The sequence below is a fragment of the Lactiplantibacillus modestisalitolerans genome (assembly GCF_005405425.1).
In the GTDB taxonomy this organism is placed as follows: domain Bacteria; phylum Bacillota; class Bacilli; order Lactobacillales; family Lactobacillaceae; genus Lactiplantibacillus; species Lactiplantibacillus modestisalitolerans.
Map to the genome: position 1 here is coordinate 12,562 of NZ_BJEA01000005.1, position 19,042 is coordinate 31,603.

The 19,042-nt window shown below is 48.0% G+C and carries 17 protein-coding genes; 1 reads left to right on the plus strand and 16 read right to left on the minus strand.

From position 1 onward, the window contains the following. Positions 1 to 390 precede the first annotated feature (390 nt). Entirely contained in the window at positions 391 to 2,376 is a 1,986-nt protein-coding gene (nagE, locus tag FFM79_RS03975; RefSeq protein ID WP_137642181.1) for an N-acetylglucosamine-specific PTS transporter subunit IIBC, read from the plus strand. A 244-nt stretch (positions 2,377 to 2,620) separates the two neighbouring features. Here nagE and FFM79_RS03980 read toward each other — a convergent pair whose 3' ends face one another. The 16 genes from FFM79_RS03980 to FFM79_RS12710 all read right to left on the minus strand — a co-directional run. After that, positions 2,621 to 4,336: a hypothetical protein gene (locus FFM79_RS03980; protein ID WP_137642182.1), complete on the minus strand. Its 1,716-nt coding sequence runs from the start codon at positions 4,334 to 4,336 to the stop codon at positions 2,621 to 2,623. After that, positions 4,329 to 5,402, minus strand: coding sequence for a WxLIP family cell surface protein (locus tag FFM79_RS03985; RefSeq protein WP_170177368.1), 1,074 nt, complete (start codon positions 5,400 to 5,402; stop codon positions 4,329 to 4,331). The genes FFM79_RS03980 and FFM79_RS03985 overlap by 8 nt, the downstream gene beginning before the upstream one ends. A gap of 66 nt (positions 5,403 to 5,468) precedes the next feature. Then, positions 5,469 to 6,254 carry a WxL domain-containing protein gene (locus tag FFM79_RS03990; RefSeq protein ID WP_137642184.1) on the minus strand — a complete coding sequence of 262 codons (786 nt, stop codon included), beginning with the start codon at positions 6,252 to 6,254 and terminating at the stop codon, positions 5,469 to 5,471. Positions 6,255 to 6,563: 309 nt separating this feature from the next. Continuing rightward, on the minus strand, positions 6,564 to 8,057 hold the full coding sequence (locus tag FFM79_RS03995; protein WP_170177369.1) for a WxL domain-containing protein: 1,494 nt from the start codon (positions 8,055 to 8,057) through the stop codon (positions 6,564 to 6,566). A gap of 43 nt (positions 8,058 to 8,100) precedes the next feature. Then, the gene (locus tag FFM79_RS04000) at positions 8,101 to 8,490 is read right to left on the minus strand and encodes an LPXTG cell wall anchor domain-containing protein (protein WP_137642186.1); all 390 of its coding nucleotides are present in this window, start codon (positions 8,488 to 8,490) and stop codon (positions 8,101 to 8,103) included. A 37-nt stretch (positions 8,491 to 8,527) separates the two neighbouring features. After that, positions 8,528 to 9,595, minus strand: coding sequence for a WxLIP family cell surface protein (locus tag FFM79_RS04005; RefSeq protein WP_225424373.1), 1,068 nt, complete (start codon positions 9,593 to 9,595; stop codon positions 8,528 to 8,530). A gap of 68 nt (positions 9,596 to 9,663) precedes the next feature. Then, positions 9,664 to 10,449 (minus strand): WxL domain-containing protein, encoded by a 786-nt coding sequence (locus FFM79_RS04010; protein WP_137642187.1) that lies wholly within the window; start codon positions 10,447 to 10,449, stop codon positions 9,664 to 9,666. A gap of 907 nt (positions 10,450 to 11,356) precedes the next feature. After that, positions 11,357 to 11,998 carry a CBS domain-containing protein gene (locus FFM79_RS04015; RefSeq protein ID WP_137642188.1) on the minus strand — a complete coding sequence of 214 codons (642 nt, stop codon included), beginning with the start codon at positions 11,996 to 11,998 and terminating at the stop codon, positions 11,357 to 11,359. A gap of 2 nt (positions 11,999 to 12,000) precedes the next feature. Then, positions 12,001 to 12,705 (minus strand): ABC transporter ATP-binding protein, encoded by a 705-nt coding sequence (locus FFM79_RS04020; RefSeq protein WP_137642189.1) that lies wholly within the window; start codon positions 12,703 to 12,705, stop codon positions 12,001 to 12,003. Position 12,706: 1 nt separating this feature from the next. After that, complete coding sequence (locus FFM79_RS04025) at positions 12,707 to 13,486, minus strand: ABC transporter ATP-binding protein (protein ID WP_137642190.1); 780 nt, start codon at positions 13,484 to 13,486, stop codon at positions 12,707 to 12,709. Next, on the minus strand, positions 13,479 to 14,387 hold the full coding sequence (locus tag FFM79_RS04030) for a branched-chain amino acid ABC transporter permease (RefSeq protein ID WP_371852201.1): 909 nt from the start codon (positions 14,385 to 14,387) through the stop codon (positions 13,479 to 13,481). The genes FFM79_RS04025 and FFM79_RS04030 overlap by 8 nt, the downstream gene beginning before the upstream one ends. A gap of 51 nt (positions 14,388 to 14,438) precedes the next feature. Next, positions 14,439 to 15,317, minus strand: a complete 879-nt coding sequence (locus tag FFM79_RS04035) for a branched-chain amino acid ABC transporter permease (protein WP_137642192.1) — start codon at positions 15,315 to 15,317, stop codon at positions 14,439 to 14,441. Between the two features lie 20 nt (positions 15,318 to 15,337). Next, the gene (locus FFM79_RS04040) at positions 15,338 to 16,537 is read right to left on the minus strand and encodes an ABC transporter substrate-binding protein (protein WP_170177370.1); all 1,200 of its coding nucleotides are present in this window, start codon (positions 16,535 to 16,537) and stop codon (positions 15,338 to 15,340) included. Between the two features lie 613 nt (positions 16,538 to 17,150). Beyond that, positions 17,151 to 17,369, minus strand: coding sequence for a P8 family protein (locus FFM79_RS04045; RefSeq protein ID WP_137642193.1), 219 nt, complete (start codon positions 17,367 to 17,369; stop codon positions 17,151 to 17,153). 107 nt (positions 17,370 to 17,476) lie between these two features. Beyond that, positions 17,477 to 18,211, minus strand: coding sequence for a M57 family metalloprotease (locus tag FFM79_RS04050; RefSeq protein ID WP_170177371.1), 735 nt, complete (start codon positions 18,209 to 18,211; stop codon positions 17,477 to 17,479). Between the two features lie 345 nt (positions 18,212 to 18,556). Beyond that, the coding region (locus tag FFM79_RS12710; RefSeq protein WP_225424374.1) for an LPXTG cell wall anchor domain-containing protein at positions 18,557 to 19,042 on the minus strand (486 nt) is incomplete at its 5' end.

The following is a 19,042-nucleotide window of genomic DNA, read 5'->3' on the forward strand; positions in this document are numbered from 1 at the left end:
CCTTCTATCACTTACTGACCTATATTATACACGGATTTGTGCTAAAGTTCACATTCTTTTAAAAATTCCTTAACCGCTCCCGGATAAAACCGCCTTCACTTTATTAAGTCGGCGGTCCCGTCGACGGTCGAAAACGAGTAAGTTGGTCCTGACCAATATTTTTTTCAACGTAATTTCAGCCCCCGTTTTCATAATGTTTTCATTTCATGTTAGAATCAAAGCTAGGCGCTATGAGCCCCGCCACGCTCCAGTTAAGCAAAAACTAGCGTTTATGAAAATCAACCAATGGACTATACCAATTTTGTACGGTTGAAAAAGCGCTTTCTTGACTGTAAGATTGGGGTTGCAACAAGCACTTATCAATTCATTTAATTCCAAGGGGATTGTCACATGAAGAATTATTTACAACGGATGGGCCGTTCATTACAACTGCCCGTCGCCGTTCTACCAGCGGCCGCCCTGCTCGTCGGGATCGGGAACTGGTGGAATTCCTACAGTAGCGACATTGTCGCCCACTTCCTGCAAGCGGGTGGGAATGCGGTTCTGGGTCAATTACCACTATTGTTTGCCGTTGGGTTAGCTTTGGGGATGTCCAAAGACAAGGACGGGGCCGCCGCCCTGGCCGGGTTGGTTGCATTTGAGCTGCCAACCAACGTTTTAAAGCCCGAATCGGTTGCCACCCTGTTAAACATCAAGTTAACGGCGGTCAACCCGGCGTTCGCCCAAATCGGAAACGTCCTGATCGGGATTATTTCCGGTTTAATCGCCGCCGCGCTGTATAACCGGTTCCACGAAACCAAGTTACCGATGGCGCTTTCGTTCTTTAGCGGTAAGCGGTTAGTGCCAATTTTGGCCGCGTTGACGATGTTACTAGTCAGCGTCCTATTAATGCTCGTTTGGCCACCAATTTACAGCGCCCTCGTTGCCTTCGGGAAATTTATCGTTGGCCTGGGTGCGGTTGGTGCCGGACTCTACGGTTTCTTCAACCGGTTGTTAATCCCAACCGGGTTACATCAAGCTTTGAACTCCGTTTTCTGGTTCGACGTGGCCGGCATCAACGATATTGGCCGCTTCCTTGCTAGCAAGGGGACCAAGGGGATTACCGGGATGTACCAAGCCGGCTTCTTCCCAGTGATGATGTTCGGGTTACCCGCCGGGGCCTACGCGATTTACCGCAACGCCATTCCAGAACGCAAAGCTGAAACGGCTTCGCTAATGATGGCGGGGGCGTTTGCCGCGTTTTTCACCGGGGTTACGGGACCACTAGAATTCTCATTCATGTTCGTGGCATGGCCACTCTACGTGTTACACGCCGTCTTCACCGGTTTATCACTAGCATTTGCGGCCTTCATGCACTGGACGGCCGGCTTCGCTTTCAGTGCTGGACTCGTTGACTTCATCATGAGTTTGAAGAACCCAATTGCCAACCAGCCGTTGATGCTGATCGTCCAAGGTCTCGTCATGGCGGTCATCTACTACTTCGGTTTCGACTTTGCTATCAAGAAGTTCCACTTAATGACGCCAGGTCGCGAACCCGTCACGGCGGAAGATGAAGCGGATGACTTAGCCTTAGCCGATAACGACGGCGATGACGACAAGTACACCGTTCAAGCTAAGAAAATCTACGCGGCCCTCGGCGGTACTGATAACTTAACGGTTATCGATAACTGCACGACCCGCTTACGGTTACAATTAAAAGACACAAACGCAATCAACGAAAACGCAATTAAGCGTAGTGGCGCGGCCGGCATTAACCGGATCGATGACCACAACTTACAAATTATCATCGGGACCGAAGTTCAGTTCGTCGCTGACGCCCTTTCGAAGTTAAAGGCAAATAACGCCCCAATTACTTCCAGCTCGGCTAACGAAGCCCCGGCCGCAACGGAAGTCACTAGTGGCTTACCGAGTGGTGTCACGAGCGACTTCTACAGCGTTGCGAACGGCCAGTACGTTGACCTGGAAAACGTTAACGACCCAACCTTCGCACAGAAGATGCTGGGAGATGGCTTTGCCATTGAACCTAGTGATGGCACAATTACCGCACCAGTTGATGGGACGGTCTTAAACGTCTTCCCAACCAAACACGCTATCGGTTTTAAGACCGCGGCTGGTTTGGAAGTACTCCTCCACATGGGGATTGATACCGTTGAATTGAAGGGCGCCCCGTTTGACGTACAAGTTGAAGCTGGCCAAACGGTTAACCACGGCGACGTGGTCGCAAAGGTTGATCTGGATGCCATCAAGGCAGCGGGTAAGCAAACGACGATGATCGTCATCATTACAAACATGCCAGCGGTTGGCTTAATGAAGTACAAGCTAACTTCTAGCAACGTTGCACCAGCTACTAAGATCATGGATGCAACCACTAAGTAACGGTTCCTAACCTTTGACTCCCACCGAGCGTGCGCTTGGTGGGAGTTTTAGTTTTATACTGATTAACGCTGCGATGCCCGCAGTGTTCTGGCTAACCGGTGATACTCGCTACTGGCGGCATATCAACACCAATTAGTACGGAACCTTTTTGGTAGCGCATCAGAGTTATCTAAAAAGCCGACCACCCAGATTATTCGGGTGGTCGGCTTACGCTAATAGCTTACTTTGACTGTGGCCAATACTTTTACGGAACGGCCTCAAAGAACCATTTGAGGGTTCCCGTGTAGGTTCCCCGTCTAACATTAGCCGGAACGTCAACGAAGATGCCCTTGTCATTTAGCGTCCCTGGCGTGGCGGCTTGGTACCAACCCGCCGTCAGCTCGGTTGACGTTTGTGTGTCAATAGTTGCAATTGGTTGCTTGGTTGCCAATGAAACCTGGCCCCCCCGTCCATCGTGATAAATCAGGTTAATGTGATGCTGCTGATCACTCGTACTAAGCTGGCCCTGCGCAAGAATGGTTAATTTACCAAAGGCTTGATCCTTTAAACTAATCACCGGCTTGGGCGTTAACCGCTTCAAGCCATGCGCGGCGGGGATGTGGATGGCAGAATTAATGACCGCTGCTGGATCTTTTAGTTCGGGCATGAGGGCAACGGTTAGTTGATAAGGTTCAACCGGCCTACCCGCCGGAAAAAGCTCGGAAGCTTCCATATATGATGGTGCAATAATCGTATCACTACTGTTTTGAGCGCGTAGCTTTAGCGTCATACTAGCCTGGCTTTTATTAAGTAACGGTGCCAAAATCGATTCTGCATAATTCTTTTTATCCGGCGTCCCTTCCCGATCCTCGCTTTCAACAACTAGGTGGTCCAACGGCGTTGCTAATTCTTGGCCGTTCCTGAGAAACTTAACGTCGGCCAGCTTTTTGATTTTATCCGCAAAGACCCGGGCCGGATTACTCTTATTATCGACTTTTTTAGTCAAGTCAGCGACATCGCCGGGGGTTAATAATACTAATTTTTTCGCTTGAATTGAAAACGGGTTACTCACGTACGCTTTGCCAATTCCTTCATCCCCGTCCAGCGTCTCTTTAACCCGAACAATCGGCACGTTAACTAGGGATCCAGGCGGAATCGGAAGACTAAAGTGACCATCTTTAACTTGGACACTACTCCCAAAAGGCGTCAGTAAGCTAACCACACTACCTGAATCAGCCGTTCCTTCAATTCTGTCCGATTCAACCGTCACGTTCGTGTCAATTTTAGGGTGCAAGTCCCCCTTAAATTGCTTGACGGGAAACTGGGCAAGTGCATACTCATTAGTACTATATAAGTACATATTCGCCAAGGGGTGTAACACCCCAAAATTCGGATTAATTTTCCAAGCTGAAAAAACAAGTTTCAAATACAGTGGATTATCCGGTGTCGCCTTTAGCAAATCGTTGCCATCAACGTTCATTTCGACAACGGGCGGAAAAGTTAGCGTCGGTCGTAATCGGTTAACGGTTGGCACTGGCCGCATCACAAACACTGGGTAAGTAAACGGATAAGTGACATCGGTACTCACTTTACTAATATTGGGCCCACCCATTTCAACCCGAACATTGTGTGTCAGATCAAAATAGGGGCCGTCAGGATAATTAGCTGCTAAGGCCATTGCACCACTAAATACAATTTGAATTTTAGTCGTATCCTTGGTTACCCAGCCATTCTGGGTGTGGTCGGCCAATACATCTTTTAAATAGGGGTAATTCTTGACGCCAATCTTAAATTTGCCGGTATTTGTTAACTTTTCTAGCCGGTTACCGTCTCCCAAAATCGACTGCATCCCCGCATCCGTCTCCGCTTGCACCCCTGGCATGATCAGCCACAAACAGCCTAACACGGCAATAAACATCAATAAAAGCCGGTAATAATTCTCCCAGCTCTTAGCCCAACGAATCGCCATTCGCCTAATCATTTGTCTGGTCCTCCGTCGCTGCCCGGTGCTTCCGCCGCCACGCGACCAACCACCAAACGATTAGCATGATTACGAACATACCAGCAGCCCCTACCAGCAACAAGTACCACGGACTTTTCGGCAACGGGTCAACTGACTGCTGGTTATAGTGGTGCGCATCCCGCGCGCTAACCGTAAAGTCCCGGTCAAAGACCCACCGGTGGGCCCGATTTTTAACGATCATATGTAAATGGTACTCACCCGCCGCTAAGGGCGTGCTACCTGCTAACAAGGGATAGCGAAACGCCGAGTTAGGTGCAAACTGAACCCCGGTTTTGCGGTCGGCGCGCATACTCTGCCCATCGCTTTTACGCGTAACCTTCGTTTGGACGTCCAAGCCCATTAGCATGGCCGGTTGAACGTTACGCACCCGCGGGAAAATGCCGTGGTGCGCGTTTAACAAGCCCGGCTTGACGTCGGCCAGTTCCAACCGTGGTGTGGGAACCTGCCCAACCGTGTAGCGCATTGCAATCACGTACGAGTACTGATTCTTAACATTGGTTGCGCCGGCGACCGTGCCAGTGGCCTTTTGGTCGACTAACTGAAAATACCAGCCCCCCAACATGACGCCGTGGAAGGCCCCCGCTGGCAGGCGAACAATCGCACTGACCACCTTGTTCCCGTTTGCCGGAACCGTCACCGTCGCCGGACCCGTTAACTTGGTGGTTGCGTCTAAGCGGTATTTTAACGATGGGTCGTACGTTGTCGGCGCTTGGACGTATTCAATGGTGCCATTTTGGTTCGTACTCGCCGTATGAATCGCCGTTGTCACCCGGATATCGCGGTCCGAATGATTATAAATGGTCGCACTGAGGCGCTGCGTCGTCCCCATCCGCATCGTCAAGTCAAAGAATGACCGGTTCCCATCCCGCTGATTAGCAGGCAGTTGCGGCGCCACGCTAAAACTGACCCGGCCAGAAGTGGCCGCATTCTGACTGGCGGCTTGCCCCTGATAACCGCCAACCAACAATAATCCGAGTACTGCAAGCAGACCCATCCCCGCCTTTAACCAATCTGTTTTCAGCATTATACATCCTCGATTCATGATTTAATTTTCTATGTAGCCGCGCCCATCACTGGGCGTGGATGCTTGCTAAGCTTGTGGCGTTTCTTCAGGTTCGGGTCCCGCCGTTAAAGTCCAATTTAAAGTTGTTTGGTAAGTTCCCGAACGAGCATTCCGCGGAACGGTTAATTTAATATCTTCAGGCGCGTATTGCATCGTCGTCATCCCGTAGCCCTTTTCCTTAGCCGCGCTTAGGATAATCGGGCCCCCAGTCGAACTATCAGCTAAATCAACCTTGGTTGCCTTCGCGTGGGCGCCATTGGTTGCGTCAGCCGTGCTGGTATCAGCTTTTGCCGCGTTCAAATCCGCATCCGTCGTGGACTGCACCGCCGGATTATTAAATTGAATGTAGGCGCCCTCAATTTTTTTCGCCGTCTGCGCACTCGTATCCGTCAAAGCCGTCCCGGCTACTGATAAGTGCCAGCCCGCAAGGTTCCCCGTTAAGTCTCCCACTTCGACCACCATTTTGTTACTGTCAGCCCCAGCCGCGTACAGCTTCGGGTCATTGGTAATCGCCTTAGCTGCTTGAGTCAATTGGCCCGTAGCATTCAGCTTAATTTGCCCAAATGGCAACGTGGGGGTTACGTAAACGAGTGCTAGCCCCTCTTTGTTACTATCCTTAGCACCATTGGCCGTAACGCCCGTCATCAATTTATCCGGATTATTCGGATCGACAATTGTTGGCGTACCAGCTTCAACGCCGACCGTTACCTTAGTTTCACCAAGGGATTGATCCGTCGTAACCGCCATTGCTGGTGTTAGCGTCCCCAACGTGAAGATGCTTCCCACTAAAACGCCCATCAACATTCTTCTCATCACTACTCACCGCCTATTTTATTTTGTTGCAACTATAATTTACCACGTTAACCGATTTGTTCAAGGGGGCTAATTTTGGTGATTCTGCACATTTCAGGCTCAAAAACGATTAGTACCAACGAATTGGCGGGTTAGTTTTATTTAATTAAATTTTAATTAGAATCCTAGCCACCCCGCAGAAGCGTGGCTTTTACTCGTAATTAATTGTTATCAGGAGGTAAAATCACTCAACCGCTAACCCCATTTGCTTAGCTCACGCCAAAAAGAGTGGTGCCCCCTTATTTAGGCGCACCACCCTAATAACGCCGGTTAAGGCGCATCCGTTAAAGTCCAGTTAATTGTGCCGCTATAAGCACCGATTTTATTACCGGCCTGCACTTGCAAGAAAATCCCCGCTTTATCACCGGTAGCGGAGCTGTCCAGATCAACAGGGGTTTCCGTCTGACCGGCGACCTTCTGACCGCCCGTTAACTTCGTGTTGCTTGCGGTTAGTGGAACTTGGTTGCCCTGAGCATCACGATACAATAGTTGACCGTTCAGACTCGTCGTACCGTCCTTTAATCCATCGGTTCGCGCCATTAGCGCCCATTTACTCCCGGTTGCCCGGGTATCCTTAATTTTCAGGACTGGCTGGTTAGTCACTGCAAATTCTTTGGCGGTGGTAGTTGGTAACTCGTTCGTGCCAAAGGTAATGGTTGGCGCAACCACGCTAAAGGCGAGCTCACCATCATAGGTCGCCGTCACTGTCGCGCGGCTAGTTTCGTCGTTAGTGACGTTTTTCGCATACACTTTAATGGTAGCTGAACCAGTATTTTCACCCGCTTGAAGCGCCTTTAATACGTCGCTCGTGTCGGACATAAACGTCAGCTGATCACTGGCATCATCCGTATTCTTCGCCGTAATTTGAGCCTTGTTCACTAACCAGTCCACAACCTCTTGTTGGGTTTTGCCAGCCAACGCTTTCAGGTCGGCTGCGTTATACGTAATGTTGGCCGTTGTGGGGCTGATTGTCAGTGGCGGTGCTTTAATGGTGGTGGTGGCAATGCCTTGGCCGCCAGTGTAGACTTGGGCATCTGGCGATTCGCTTTGCTTAACAACGACAGACTGATTTGCGTTTCCAATCGCTTTACCAAAGTCAATCTCGTAGTTGCCATCACTGCCAACCGTCGCCGTCTTGGTAATACTATCACCAATGGTAACAGTAACAACGTTGCCGGCTTCTCCGGTTCCTTTGATGGTTTTATCCGTGGAAGTGGGCTGAACTACCGTAGTTGACAAATCAGGTGTATTAATTACACCAAAGCGATAAGTATAATCAGTACCATTTATAAAAATGCGAATTCCAACATATATGGGGTAGACAAGTTTTTTTGACAGATCAACTGTAATGGTTTGTGTTTTATTAGTATCAACAGAACTTTTTGGATATACTCCAAAAGGCCAGATGTAAAGTAGATTATCTGATTGAGTTGGTTCAGACGATCTCAAAGACATTCCAGAAAAACTTCCATTCGTCGGATCTGTAAAAACATCAAAGTACACTTTACTCATGTTTGTGCCGTTCGTAGTTGAAACGCTACCAGACATTTTAATTTTTATAGCCGTTGTTAAATTTGTAATATGTCCATCAATAGTATTGTTAGCCTCTACAGACTCTATCGTTGGATAATTAACACCATTAGAACCATATGAATTACCTACAGCGTTTCCAACTTTCCATTGAGTAATGGAATCTCGAATGTTCACACTATTAGTATTAACTTCCGCCGCTCTCCCAGTCATCCAGCCAAAACCAACCGCCAAGCACGCACTTCCCAGTGCGACTGCTAGTTTTGTCCATAATCGCTTATGTCTCCGCATGACCGTTCACCTCGCTCTTTAATAGCTGCCGTAACCCGGCAAGTAGGGCCGCAATGATTAGTAGCAGGCCCCCCACTAACGTTTGAATGAGCGCTAACCGCTCCCCCGTTTGCGGGAGCGTTTCCACGTGACTTTGGCGTAGCCAGCCAAGCACGCTTTCAGGCTGAGCTGCTTTAGCTGGTAACTGGTACGCTACGAACCCGCTTGGGATCACGTGGGCATCATTATTCTGATTTATTCGTTGCTGTTCAACTCGACTCGTCGTATAAAATCGCACGCGGGTTTCAACCGATTGAACCGTTGTTGCTTGGACGGAACTCCCCAAATTTAGCATCAACAACAGTCCTAAAACGAGCCCCCATAGCAATTTTTTCATTGCCGTTGCCCCCTTGTACTGTCACCTAACTCAAATTTTATTGCTCGTCTTCGTCACGTTGACGCTGCTTCTTAATTAAGAGAATAATCCCAATGATAATTAAGATTAAGATCAGCATTCCCAAAGCACCCAGGGCAACTAACCACCAGATACTAATGCCGTTATCATCAACTGACGCTTTATTATACTTTTGTGCGGACTGCTGGGTGATCATAAAGTCGCGGTCGAAAACCCACCGGTGAGCTTGATTCTTAACTACCATGTGTAAGTGGTACTTACCAGCTTGAAGCTTTTGATTGCCCGTTAATACCGGGTAGTCGTACAGGGTATTGGGCGCCATTTGGACCGCTTGTTTCGTTGCTTTCTTAACGACCTTGCCACTATTTTTACTAGTGATCGTCGTATTCATCTTTAAGTTCGAGATGACGACCGCCGCGGGGTTTCGTAATTCAGCTAAAATTCCCCGGTGATAGTTGATCATCCCAGCTTCAACCTTCCCCAATTTCATGGTTGGTTGTTGTTCCTGACCCGAACGGTACTTGAGTCCGATAACGTAGGCGTACTCGTTTTTCAAATTCGTAGTGCCCTTAACGGAGCCGGTCGCCTTATCACTGACCCGCTTAAAGAACCAGCCTCCTAGGAGGGTCCCGTTAAACTGCTTAGCCGGCATTTTAACTTGCGCGCTGACGGTTTTGGAACCATTTGCGGGAACGGTAACGGTTTTCGGGCCAACGATGGTCGTAATTTCACCGACGCGCACCTTCAATGACGGATCAAACACCTTCGCCGCCGTCATATATTCAATAACCCCATTATTGTTTGTATAAGCGGTATTAATCCCCATCCGGACTTTGATATCGCGGTCCGTCGTATTATTGATTACCGTTTTAAGCGTTTGTTGCTGCCCTTTGGCCATGTTTAAATCGAAAAAGCTATTCTTTTTATTCGCCTGGTTTTTAGGTAATTGCGCGGAGACGCTAAACCCAATCTCATTGCTCGGCGTGTTTTTAGCTTGTGCCGCTCTGGCCGTTACCATCAGCCCCATTCCAGTCATCAGCGTCATCGCAAACGCGACGCCCCGCGCTAACCATCCGTTCAACCGCATGCGTACCGACTCCCTTCAGTTCCGTTATTATTATGTAAAGGAGATGCCTTAAGCATCTCCGGTCAAGCTTATTGTACTGAATCTGTTAAGGTCCAATTTAAGGTCCCAGTATAGGTCCCACTTTGTACCGTGTTCGCATTGACATTTAAAAACACGTCCGCTGGATTCATTTGTTGAACCGTAATCCCGGCACCCTTACCTTCAGCTGCTGAAAGAACCGTTACTGCAGTCCCATTGGTTTGGATTTGTCCACCAAGCCCAACTGCCCCGTTGTCAGCGTTAGCTGTGGTGTTAACACCCGCATCACCGGAAGACCGCAACGTCCCAGCTGGTAAAGTGATTGAAGCGCCTTCAATCGTTGCCGATTTATCCTCGAGTTTTAATGCACTACTTGAAACGTTCAGCTTCCAGCCGGCATTAGTCCCGCGAGTATCGGAAACCTGAGTCCCAGTAAAGGCGCTAGCTGTACCATCTGCTTTAGGCATGAGACTCGTTGCAGTGGCACCAGCATCATTACCCTCAGTGGCATCGTATTGCTCATCACTCGTAACACTCAGTGTATGCGACCCGAAGTTCAGGTTCGCCGGTGCCCAGATTAGTGACAACCCAGACCCACCATCAGGATTAGCACCGTTATTATCTCCGCCCGGTTTCGGTTCAACAGGTTTATTCGGATCCGTTGGGTCAACTGGCGTGGTTGGCGTGGTTGGCGCCGTAAAACTAGCCGTGGCCGTCGTATTCCCATCCCTATTTTCGCCTTCTACCGGTGTATCCGCAGCACTGGCCGCGATTGGAGCCATTGCCCCCAAAAGTAACGCACTCGTCATTAATAAACTCCCTACCATCTTTTTCATAATAAGTACATCCCCTTATTTATTAATCTCTAACGATTAGCTACATTAACTATGCTTATAATTTAACACGTTTTAAATTAATTACAACCCTTTAACCTTTGACCTGTTTCCGGGTTGGGTGCAGAAAGTCAATGGTATCAACCATTTGGGGCGGAAAATATTTTTTAAATTATTTTTTATACGGTGCTGTCTAGTCGTGATTTAGCCAAAATATTAAAGAATATAGACCAATTATAATTTCACAATTCCGTTTTAGTTTTAATAAAAGCTAGGCTTTATAATCATTATTAACAAGGCCGCTACTTAAACGCCGCTATAATAGGGCTATCGTCATAAAACATATTGTTAACAAAAATGGTTTGACAATTAAATTGTAGGCAATCGATAATTGGTATATTTCACTAAACGGAAGTAGTCAGCTTTACGGATCTGCATATTAATACTTTTAAATTTATATTTATTGATAATTATACTTTAAAAAACAGTCTTTTTTGGTCATTAACCGAACAAATCGGCCCTCATCCACTTATTAAGATTATTATATTCACAGCTGGGTAACGTTGGTTTACTTACAAACGTTACCATCTAGTCCAACCTGCCCGTTGCACGTATAAGTTATTACGAATCATAATACTGAATTCAATTGGAAAAGTTTCTTCCTATTATATGGTAAAATCCCGTCTTAAAAAATTACCGCTTATTACGATTACTTATAGTCAACCGCTCAATTAACCCGGTAACTGCTCATTCAAACAACTAGTTTATCACTTGATATATTAATTAATTTTCACGTGTTTTCGGCCGAACAATCGTCGCAAAAAAGCTATGCAGCGCATTCACACCACCGCATAGCTTTTGCAAGTTGTTTGCATATGCACAGCTTCACAACCTGATCAATTTACACTGACTAACGTTCCCCAGTCACCGGCTCTAATTCAAAGCCCGCCGCTCGCAAAACCTGGTTGACCGGCGCAACCTGCTCACTGTTGACGTGTAGTTCAATCACTTTAGCGTCGGGGCGGTTGACAACCATTAACGTTTGGATGCTTAAATCGTGAGCAGTGAGCACCTGTCCGAGCTTAAAGATCACGCCCACGTGGTCGTGATGAACGACCACCCGCGTGACGCTCCCCGGTTGCCCGTAACCGGCAATATTGAGGAAGGCGTCTAAGATGTCGTTAGTCGTAATAATCCCGACGACTGCCTCCCCATCAACTACCGGCAAAACGCCGATATCATAGCGACGCAGTTTGGCAATTGCCGTCTCTAACTGGGCGTTGGCCGTCACCGTCTGAACCTGAGTCTCCATAATTTGGTCAACCGTCGTCTTAGTCAATAGGTAGGTCGTTTCGTAAACCGACAAGCTGGTCGCCTGCGACGGTAAGGCCCGCTGAATAATCCCGTGGGTGATCAAACCGACCATGCGGTTATTCGCCATGACTGGTAAGCGGTGAATCTGATTTTGTTTCATTAGTTCGACCGCCACGCTGACCGTCGTCTTTGGATGGGCGACGACCAGCTGGCGGGTCATGTAATCTGCAACACTCATGCTTAGCCCCCTAAATAAGCCCGTTGAACGTCCGGGTTGGCGAGTAAGGCCGCCCCACTACCACTTAATTTGACCTGCCCACTTGCTAAAACATAACCCCGGTCGGCGATTTTTAAGGCCTGACGGGCGTTTTGCTCGATCAATAAGACAGTCGTTCCGGCTTGATTAATTGCTTGGATAATTGTAAAAATTTCTTGGATAAAAATTGGTGCGAGCCCCATTGATGGTTCGTCGAGCAACATTAACTGGGGATGAGCCATTAACGCCCGGCCCATCGCGAGCATTTGTTGTTCGCCACCGGAAAGGGTCGCGGCATCCTGGGTGCGCCGCTTTTTCAAAATTGGAAAGTAATCGTAGACCGTTTGGAGCGTTTCGTTAAAAACGGCCCGGTCACGCTGTCCAAACGCCCCCATCTGAAGATTCTCTTGGACGGAAAGTCCCGGAAAAATGTGGCGCCCTTCCGGGACCTGCGAAATTCCAGCCCGCACAATCTGAGGGGCAGAGAGGCGGTCAAGCGGACGCTCTAAGTAGGTGATCTGACCGGCTTTAGGACGCATCAATCCCGAAATCGTTTTAAGTAGCGTTGACTTACCAGCACCATTGGCACCAATTAGGGTCACAATTTCACCCCGGTGAACCTCAAAGCTGACACCCTTCACCGCTTGAATCGCACCGTAATTAACGGCTAGATCTTTAACTGTTAACACGTTAAGCACCCCCTAAATAGGCTTTGATCACGGCCGGATCCCGTTGAATCTCATCCGGCGTACCACTTGCTAATAACCCACCGTGCTCCAACACGTAAAGCCGTTCAACAACGTTCATTACCAGCGACATATCGTGTTCAATCAAGACGACCGTAATGTGAAAATCGCGCTGAATTTGCCGAATTAACTGGGTCAAATCGGCAGTTTCCTCCGGGTTCATGCCGGCAGCCGGTTCGTCCAAAAACAACAAGCTCGGTTTGGTCGCAAGGGCCCGGACAATTTCCAAACGACGTTGCGTCCCGTACGGTAAGTTGCGCGCCGGTTGGTCGGCGACCGCGGTTAAATCAAAAATCTTAAGTAGCTCGTGTGCCGCTTGCGCCATCGCTGCTTCGGTCTGGTAAAATTTTGGCAGCCGAAACACACTGGTCAAAAAGCCTTCCTGGTAATGGTTGGTCATCGCAATCTTAACGTTGTCGAGGACGCTAAGATCTTTAAATAACCGAATGTTTTGAAAGGTCCGCGAAATTCCCGCTTGTGCAATTTGCGCCGGCTTTTTTCCGTTCAGGGTTTGCACGCCCTGGTCGGTGTAGAGGCTAATACTGCCAGAAGTCAGCGGTGTTTCGCCAGTCAGCAAGTTAAAGAGCGTCGTTTTACCGGCACCGTTAGGCCCAATCAGGCCAACTAATTCGTTCCGGTCGAAGTGGACCGAAACGTTCGCGACCGCGGTTAGACCACCAAAACTTTTCACTAATTCCTGAGCATCAAGTAGTCGACTAGTCATGCGTCACCGCCCCCTTCGTCAACCAGCGCCGGAACGAAAATTCCCACGTTCCCAATAGACCGGCTGGTTTAAAAATCATAATTAAGATTAGTGCGAGCGAATAAATAATCATCCGTACCGTGCCAAAGTTTTGCAAAATGGTGTCGAGCGCACCGAGTACCACCGCGGCAACGAAGGTCCCGGTAATGCTGCCAACCCCGCCAAGGACGACGATGATCAAAATCGCAATCGACGCCATGATGTTAAAGTCGCCAGGCGCAATCGTCTGAATGTACGCGGCGTGCAGCGAACCACCGATGGCGGCCGTGGCCGCGCCAAACACGAAGGCTGCTAACTTCCAGCGCGTCGTGTTGATGCCCATCGCACCAGCAGCCAACTCGTCTTCACGAACCGCCATCACCGCACGTCCCCCGCGACTATGAATAAAGTTAACGGTCACGATCGTCGTTAAGCACATGAGCACGTAAACGGTGACCCACGAAGCTAGCGCTGGAATGTTGAAGAGTCCGGCGGCTCCGTTCGTAATTTTAAGGTTGTTGATAACGATCCGAATAATTTCGGCAGCCCCCATCGTCGCAATCGCGAGGTAGTCGCCACGCAGCCGGAGCGTTGGCACCCCAACGATCACGGCCGCGATCACGGCAATCACCATTCCGACCACCATTGATATGTAGAAGCCCAGCGGCGTACTCATCGTTTGGGTCATAATCCCGGTCGCGTAAGCACCAATGGCCATAAAGCCGGCGTGACCGAGTGAAAATTGGCCAGCAAAGCCAATAATCAAATTTAAACCCACCGCTAAAATGACGTTAATTCCGATCGTTACTAACATGTTTTCAATAAAGGTATTAATCAGCCCGGCAAATTCGAGCGCGTCAATGATGATAAAGCCAAATAACATCACGCCGACCCAAGCTAAATTACTTTTCAACGTTACTTTCACAATACTCACCTACACTTTTTCACGCCGGTTGTGACCAAAGATTCCGGCTGGCATGACCAACAAGATGACGATCAACACGAAGTAAACGACTGCGTCCTTATACGCCGATAAACCGACCGCCTGAACACCGGTCTCCAAAATTCCAATGATGAAACCGCCTAACGAGGCCCCGGGAACCGACCCGATGCCGCCAATGACGGCGGCAACGAAGGCTTTGATTCCGGGCGTCATTCCCATCAACGGGTCAATTGAGTTATAGTACAACCCAATCAAGACGCCCGCGGCTCCGGCCATTGCGGATCCCAGTGCAAACGTAAACGAAATCGTATGGTTTAAGTTGATGCCAACCAATTGGGCGGCTTCCGGGTCCACGGAAACGGCCCGCATCGCCTTCCCCATCTTGGTCCGTTTAATAATTAATTCTAGCAGTGCCATTAACAGGCAGGCGGTAATCAATATTAACAACTGAATGTTGGAGACCCGAATACCTAACCAGTGGTAAGTCACCACCGGTAGCGCCTGGGGAAAACTCCGGGCGTTGGCTCCCACCAGGGCCGACATCCCGTTTTCAAGTAAGAACGAGACTCCAATGGCGGTAATCAGCGCGGTAATCCGCGGCGAATGGCGTAACGGCCGGTAGGCGAAGTATTCAATCACCACTCCGAGGACCGCGCAAACAACCATCGCCGAACAGAGTGCCATTAAGAAGTTAAAGTGGAAGGCCCGTAAACTGTAATAGCCCCAAAACGCCCCTAGCATGTAAATATCTCCGTGTGCGAAATTAATTAATTTAATAATGCCGTAAACCATGGTGTAGCCCAACGCTAGTAAGGCGTAGATACTCCCCAGTGAGAGTCCGTTTACCAACTGCTGTCCAAACGTTTGCATGCACGTCACCTCCTAACCGTTTATTGGTCAACGTCGTACGTCTTCGTAACTTGACCGTTCGTCAACTGTTCAATCGCAATCGTTTTTTCAGCATTATGTTTCTTGTCAATCGTGATTGTCCCGGTCGTTCCCTTGAAGTTCTTCAACTTAGCAAGGCCGTTAGCGATTTTAACTGAGTTAGCAGAACCCTCGTTTTCAATTGCCTTTTTAATCATGTAGACCGAATCGTACGCCAACGCGGAGAAGGTCGGGGCGGTTGAACCGTATTTATCCTGATAAGCACTCATAAATTTCGATGCGACTGGATTGCTAGCCGCGGCCTTGGTTGAAAACGGCGTCGTGTAATAGACTTGATTGGCGTTCTGCTTGCCCGCGATTTGGGCGAGTTTGGCGTCAGCCATCCCATCACTCCCAACGATGGGAGCCTGAATACCAGCTTGGCGGGCTTGTTTTACGATCAACCCAATTTCAGAATAATAGCCGGGCGCGTAAATCGCGTCAATTTGCTTATGCTTAAGCGACGTCAAGATAGCATTGAAATCCTTGTCACCCTCTTGGAAGGTTTGGCTGCTAACGAGCTTCCCCGTGTAACTCTTCTTGAAGGCCTTGGTCAAGCCGGTCCCGTAATCGCTGGAATTGTCGGTCAAAATGGCAACCCGCTTGGCTTTCAAATTCTTAGTCACAAACTTAGCGGCCGACGAACCTTGAAAATCATTTTGATAGCACGCTCGGAAAACGTACTTTTGAACCGCCCCACCCTTTTGGAGGGTGAAATCCGGATCGGTTGCGGACGGACTGACGGTTGGTACGCTCGCCTTGGTCATGTTGGGAATGGCAGCGGTCCCGGCGTTAGTCGTTGCGGGGCCCACAACCGCCACCACCTTATCGTTGTTGACCAACTGGGCGGCAACCGACGCCGCGGTGTTGTTGGTCGTCTTGTTATCCCGAATCACGAGTTGGACTTTTTTCTTGGTTTTGCCAACCTGAATCCCACCATTTTTATTAATTTTCTTAACGGCTAATTGAATCCCTTGTTTTTGTTGTTCACCGTAACCAGCGGCCGAACCGGAAAGTTCCATGTTGACCCCGATTTTAATCGTTTTGCCAGGATTATTACCCTGATTTGAACTAGATTTAGCACTGCTACAACCAGCTAATGCGAGGGCGGTCACCCCGAGTGCTGCGACTTTCATTGAACGTTGTTCCCACTTCTTCAACATAATGATTCCCACTTTCCTTGTGAATTAACTCAATTCAGACTTTTAGTCCAAAAAAACGACCCCATCCACTAAGTGAATGAGGCCGTTTCGTGTGAACCAAGCCTCATCACCGCAATGGGAAAGAAGGGCTCAGTTCACTTAACTGTTGAGCGTTAACTCAAACGGAAGTAACCGGGTCCTTCATGCATAATAATAAGACTAAGTTTTGAACGGCAAAGACTGCCACTGTTTTGGTTAGGTTAAATTGAATTTTCATCGTGGTCAGCCTCGCTTTCAAAAGAGTTTGTTTTGAGTTGTTGATGTTTCCTAGGTTAATTAAAATTTAATGATAAGTCAACCCTTTATTTTTAATAATTAAAACCAGCTAGTGCATAAACACGATAGTAACAGCATTTACAAAGCATAAACTTTTTCATATTCAGTCCTAATCTAGCTTAGTAACTGTTCAAATCGACGCATAATTAAAAGAAACTATGACATTAGTCACGGTCTCTTGTGTATCTCCGAATATTAATAGCCAAAACATGCACCAGCTAACCGACCTTTGGTGCATTCTCAAAAAAAGATCCAGCCGCGTTAACGGCTGGATCCCAGCGATGCTTAAGTTGTTTAGTTAAGCCTTTAAGAGTTTTTCAACTTCGCTCTTGAGCTTAGCTTCATCCATACTCATATAAGGCGCTACTTCATCAGCGGTCTTGTCAGTGTCATGGTTATCAGCGTCCATGAAATGATTCCAAATTGCATCGCGAACAGGTAACTTGGAATCGCTCCAATCAAATACGTCTGACATCTTTTCGTCCAATGTACTGTTCATTTCCACAGCTTCAGCCATACTAAAACAACTTCCTTTCTAATTTGGTACACCTCTAGTATAGGTCAAGTTGTTCAAAATGGTTAATTTCTGTTTGAAAAAAGCAGTGATGATTAAGTTAATTATTATTACGATTGGTAAATTGACTTTAAACCGGCAATGTCAGCACCGGATAACTGACTCCGACCCTGACTAACTGGGTACATCACCGAAGTTACGTCGTCACTGTGATCTAAACCTAATGCGTGGCCCACTTCATGGACTGCCACGGCGGCGCTGTAAGACATACTATAAGCACTGTTCAGACTCGCGTTAGCTTGGTTCCAATAACGCGTCTGACTGACACTAACTTCTTTCGTAATTTCCGGACCACCATGACCTAGCTCAATCTGCGTGGTCCCCGCGGGCATTTTCTTATGGTAAATTGAAAAGGTCAGTGAATTGCCATCACTTGGCGCTTGACCCGCGACTAAGTTTACGATTCCAGTCTGATTATACGTTTGGATTGCTGTTTGGAAGGCCCGCTTCGCTTTTGCGGGTAGCTGGTCGTCAAATTGATAGTAATACGTTTTTTTTAGGGTTGCGCTTTGGACGATACTTTCAACCGCGGTCGCTTTAGCTTGTTGATCCTGCTTTGCAGTCGCCGTGGCACTTGAGCCACTGGCGCTAACATCGGTAGCGGTCGTTTGTTCGTTGGACTGTGACTGGTTAGATGAATCACCAGCCAGCGCCGTCATTAAGTTTGTTTGCCCGTTGTCGATCACGGCCATCATTTTGGGAAGGTAAACCGCCTGATGATTTAATCCCCAGACCACGGCAACGACGAGTGCGCACGCCCCTAATAGACGTTTAATTGTTTTCATAGTGCTCCTTAAATGTTTGCGTTTGGTTACGGTAGATAACTTACAAATGTTCACTTATATTATCCCTCATTTCCCCGCATTTTAACACCTTGAAAGCGCTTTATTTCACAAACGTTATCAATTCTTATCCTCGTTGCAATCTTCCTGTAATCTAATTCGCTTACATCTTTAAACTAAACAAAACGGCGGCGCCGACTTTGCTAAAAAGCCGGCACCACCGCATTTAATGAACATTACTGAAAGGTTAAACCGTTCAATTAGTCCTTCATGTTATCAATTAAAAGTTACTGTTACCAAAATTTTATTCAGCACCATTTTGTGAATTGTTACACATAAGCTCTAAAATTATAATTTACGTTTATCTCTAAAACCAAGCCACCCCAATACACTCACTAGTACCCAGCCCAATACACTTAGACTCGTCGAATGCTTTTCTGACGTCTGTGGCAATTGCGTCACTTTGTCACCTTGCTTCAAAATAAGCGGTTCCATTTTATTTAACGCTGAATTCCGTGGACTTTTTACAAGTGATTTATTAGATCCTGTAACCCACTTTTGAATTAATGATGATTCTGCTTTTGATCTTAAAATTGTATTTTGCGGCCACTTCATTTGATCGACATCTCTTACGTCAGACTTAAACAGCAACTGCGAGTTCATTGAATCTATCGAAATATTTGGTGTAGCAGAATCCGTTGGTTCTGTGGGTCCTGTCGGTTCGGTCGGCTCTGTCGGTTCGGTCGGTTCCGTCGGTTCCGTCGGCTCTGTCGGTTCGGTCGGTTCCGTCGGTTCCGTCGGCTCTGTCGGCTCTGTCGGCTCTGTCGGTTCCGT

Excerpts from the sequence above, each read along its gene's own strand:
- FFM79_RS04025 (WP_137642190.1), bottom strand. The coding sequence starts at position 13,486 with ATGACTAGTCGACTACTTGATGCTCAGGAATTAGTGAAAAGTTTTGGT.
- FFM79_RS04035 (WP_137642192.1), bottom strand. The coding sequence starts at position 15,317 with ATGCAAACGTTTGGACAGCAGTTGGTAAACGGACTCTCACTGGGGAGT.
- FFM79_RS03985 (WP_170177368.1), bottom strand. The coding sequence starts at position 5,402 with ATGCTGAAAACAGATTGGTTAAAGGCGGGGATGGGTCTGCTTGCAGTA.
- FFM79_RS04030 (WP_371852201.1), bottom strand. The coding sequence starts at position 14,387 with ATGTTATTTGGCTTTATCATCATTGACGCGCTCGAATTTGCCGGGCTG.
- nagE (WP_137642181.1), top strand. The coding sequence starts at position 391 with ATGAAGAATTATTTACAACGGATGGGCCGTTCATTACAACTGCCCGTC.
- FFM79_RS04000 (WP_137642186.1), bottom strand. The coding sequence starts at position 8,490 with ATGAAAAAATTGCTATGGGGGCTCGTTTTAGGACTGTTGTTGATGCTA.
- FFM79_RS04045 (WP_137642193.1), bottom strand. The coding sequence starts at position 17,369 with ATGGCTGAAGCTGTGGAAATGAACAGTACATTGGACGAAAAGATGTCA.
- FFM79_RS03990 (WP_137642184.1), bottom strand. The coding sequence starts at position 6,254 with ATGAGAAGAATGTTGATGGGCGTTTTAGTGGGAAGCATCTTCACGTTG.
- FFM79_RS04005 (WP_225424373.1), bottom strand. The coding sequence starts at position 9,595 with ATGCGGTTGAACGGATGGTTAGCGCGGGGCGTCGCGTTTGCGATGACG.
- FFM79_RS03980 (WP_137642182.1), bottom strand. The coding sequence starts at position 4,336 with ATGATTAGGCGAATGGCGATTCGTTGGGCTAAGAGCTGGGAGAATTAT.
- FFM79_RS04040 (WP_170177370.1), bottom strand. The coding sequence starts at position 16,537 with ATGTTGAAGAAGTGGGAACAACGTTCAATGAAAGTCGCAGCACTCGGG.
- FFM79_RS04015 (WP_137642188.1), bottom strand. The coding sequence starts at position 11,998 with ATGAGTGTTGCAGATTACATGACCCGCCAGCTGGTCGTCGCCCATCCA.
- FFM79_RS04010 (WP_137642187.1), bottom strand. The coding sequence starts at position 10,449 with ATGAAAAAGATGGTAGGGAGTTTATTAATGACGAGTGCGTTACTTTTG.
- FFM79_RS04050 (WP_170177371.1), bottom strand. The coding sequence starts at position 18,211 with ATGAAAACAATTAAACGTCTATTAGGGGCGTGCGCACTCGTCGTTGCC.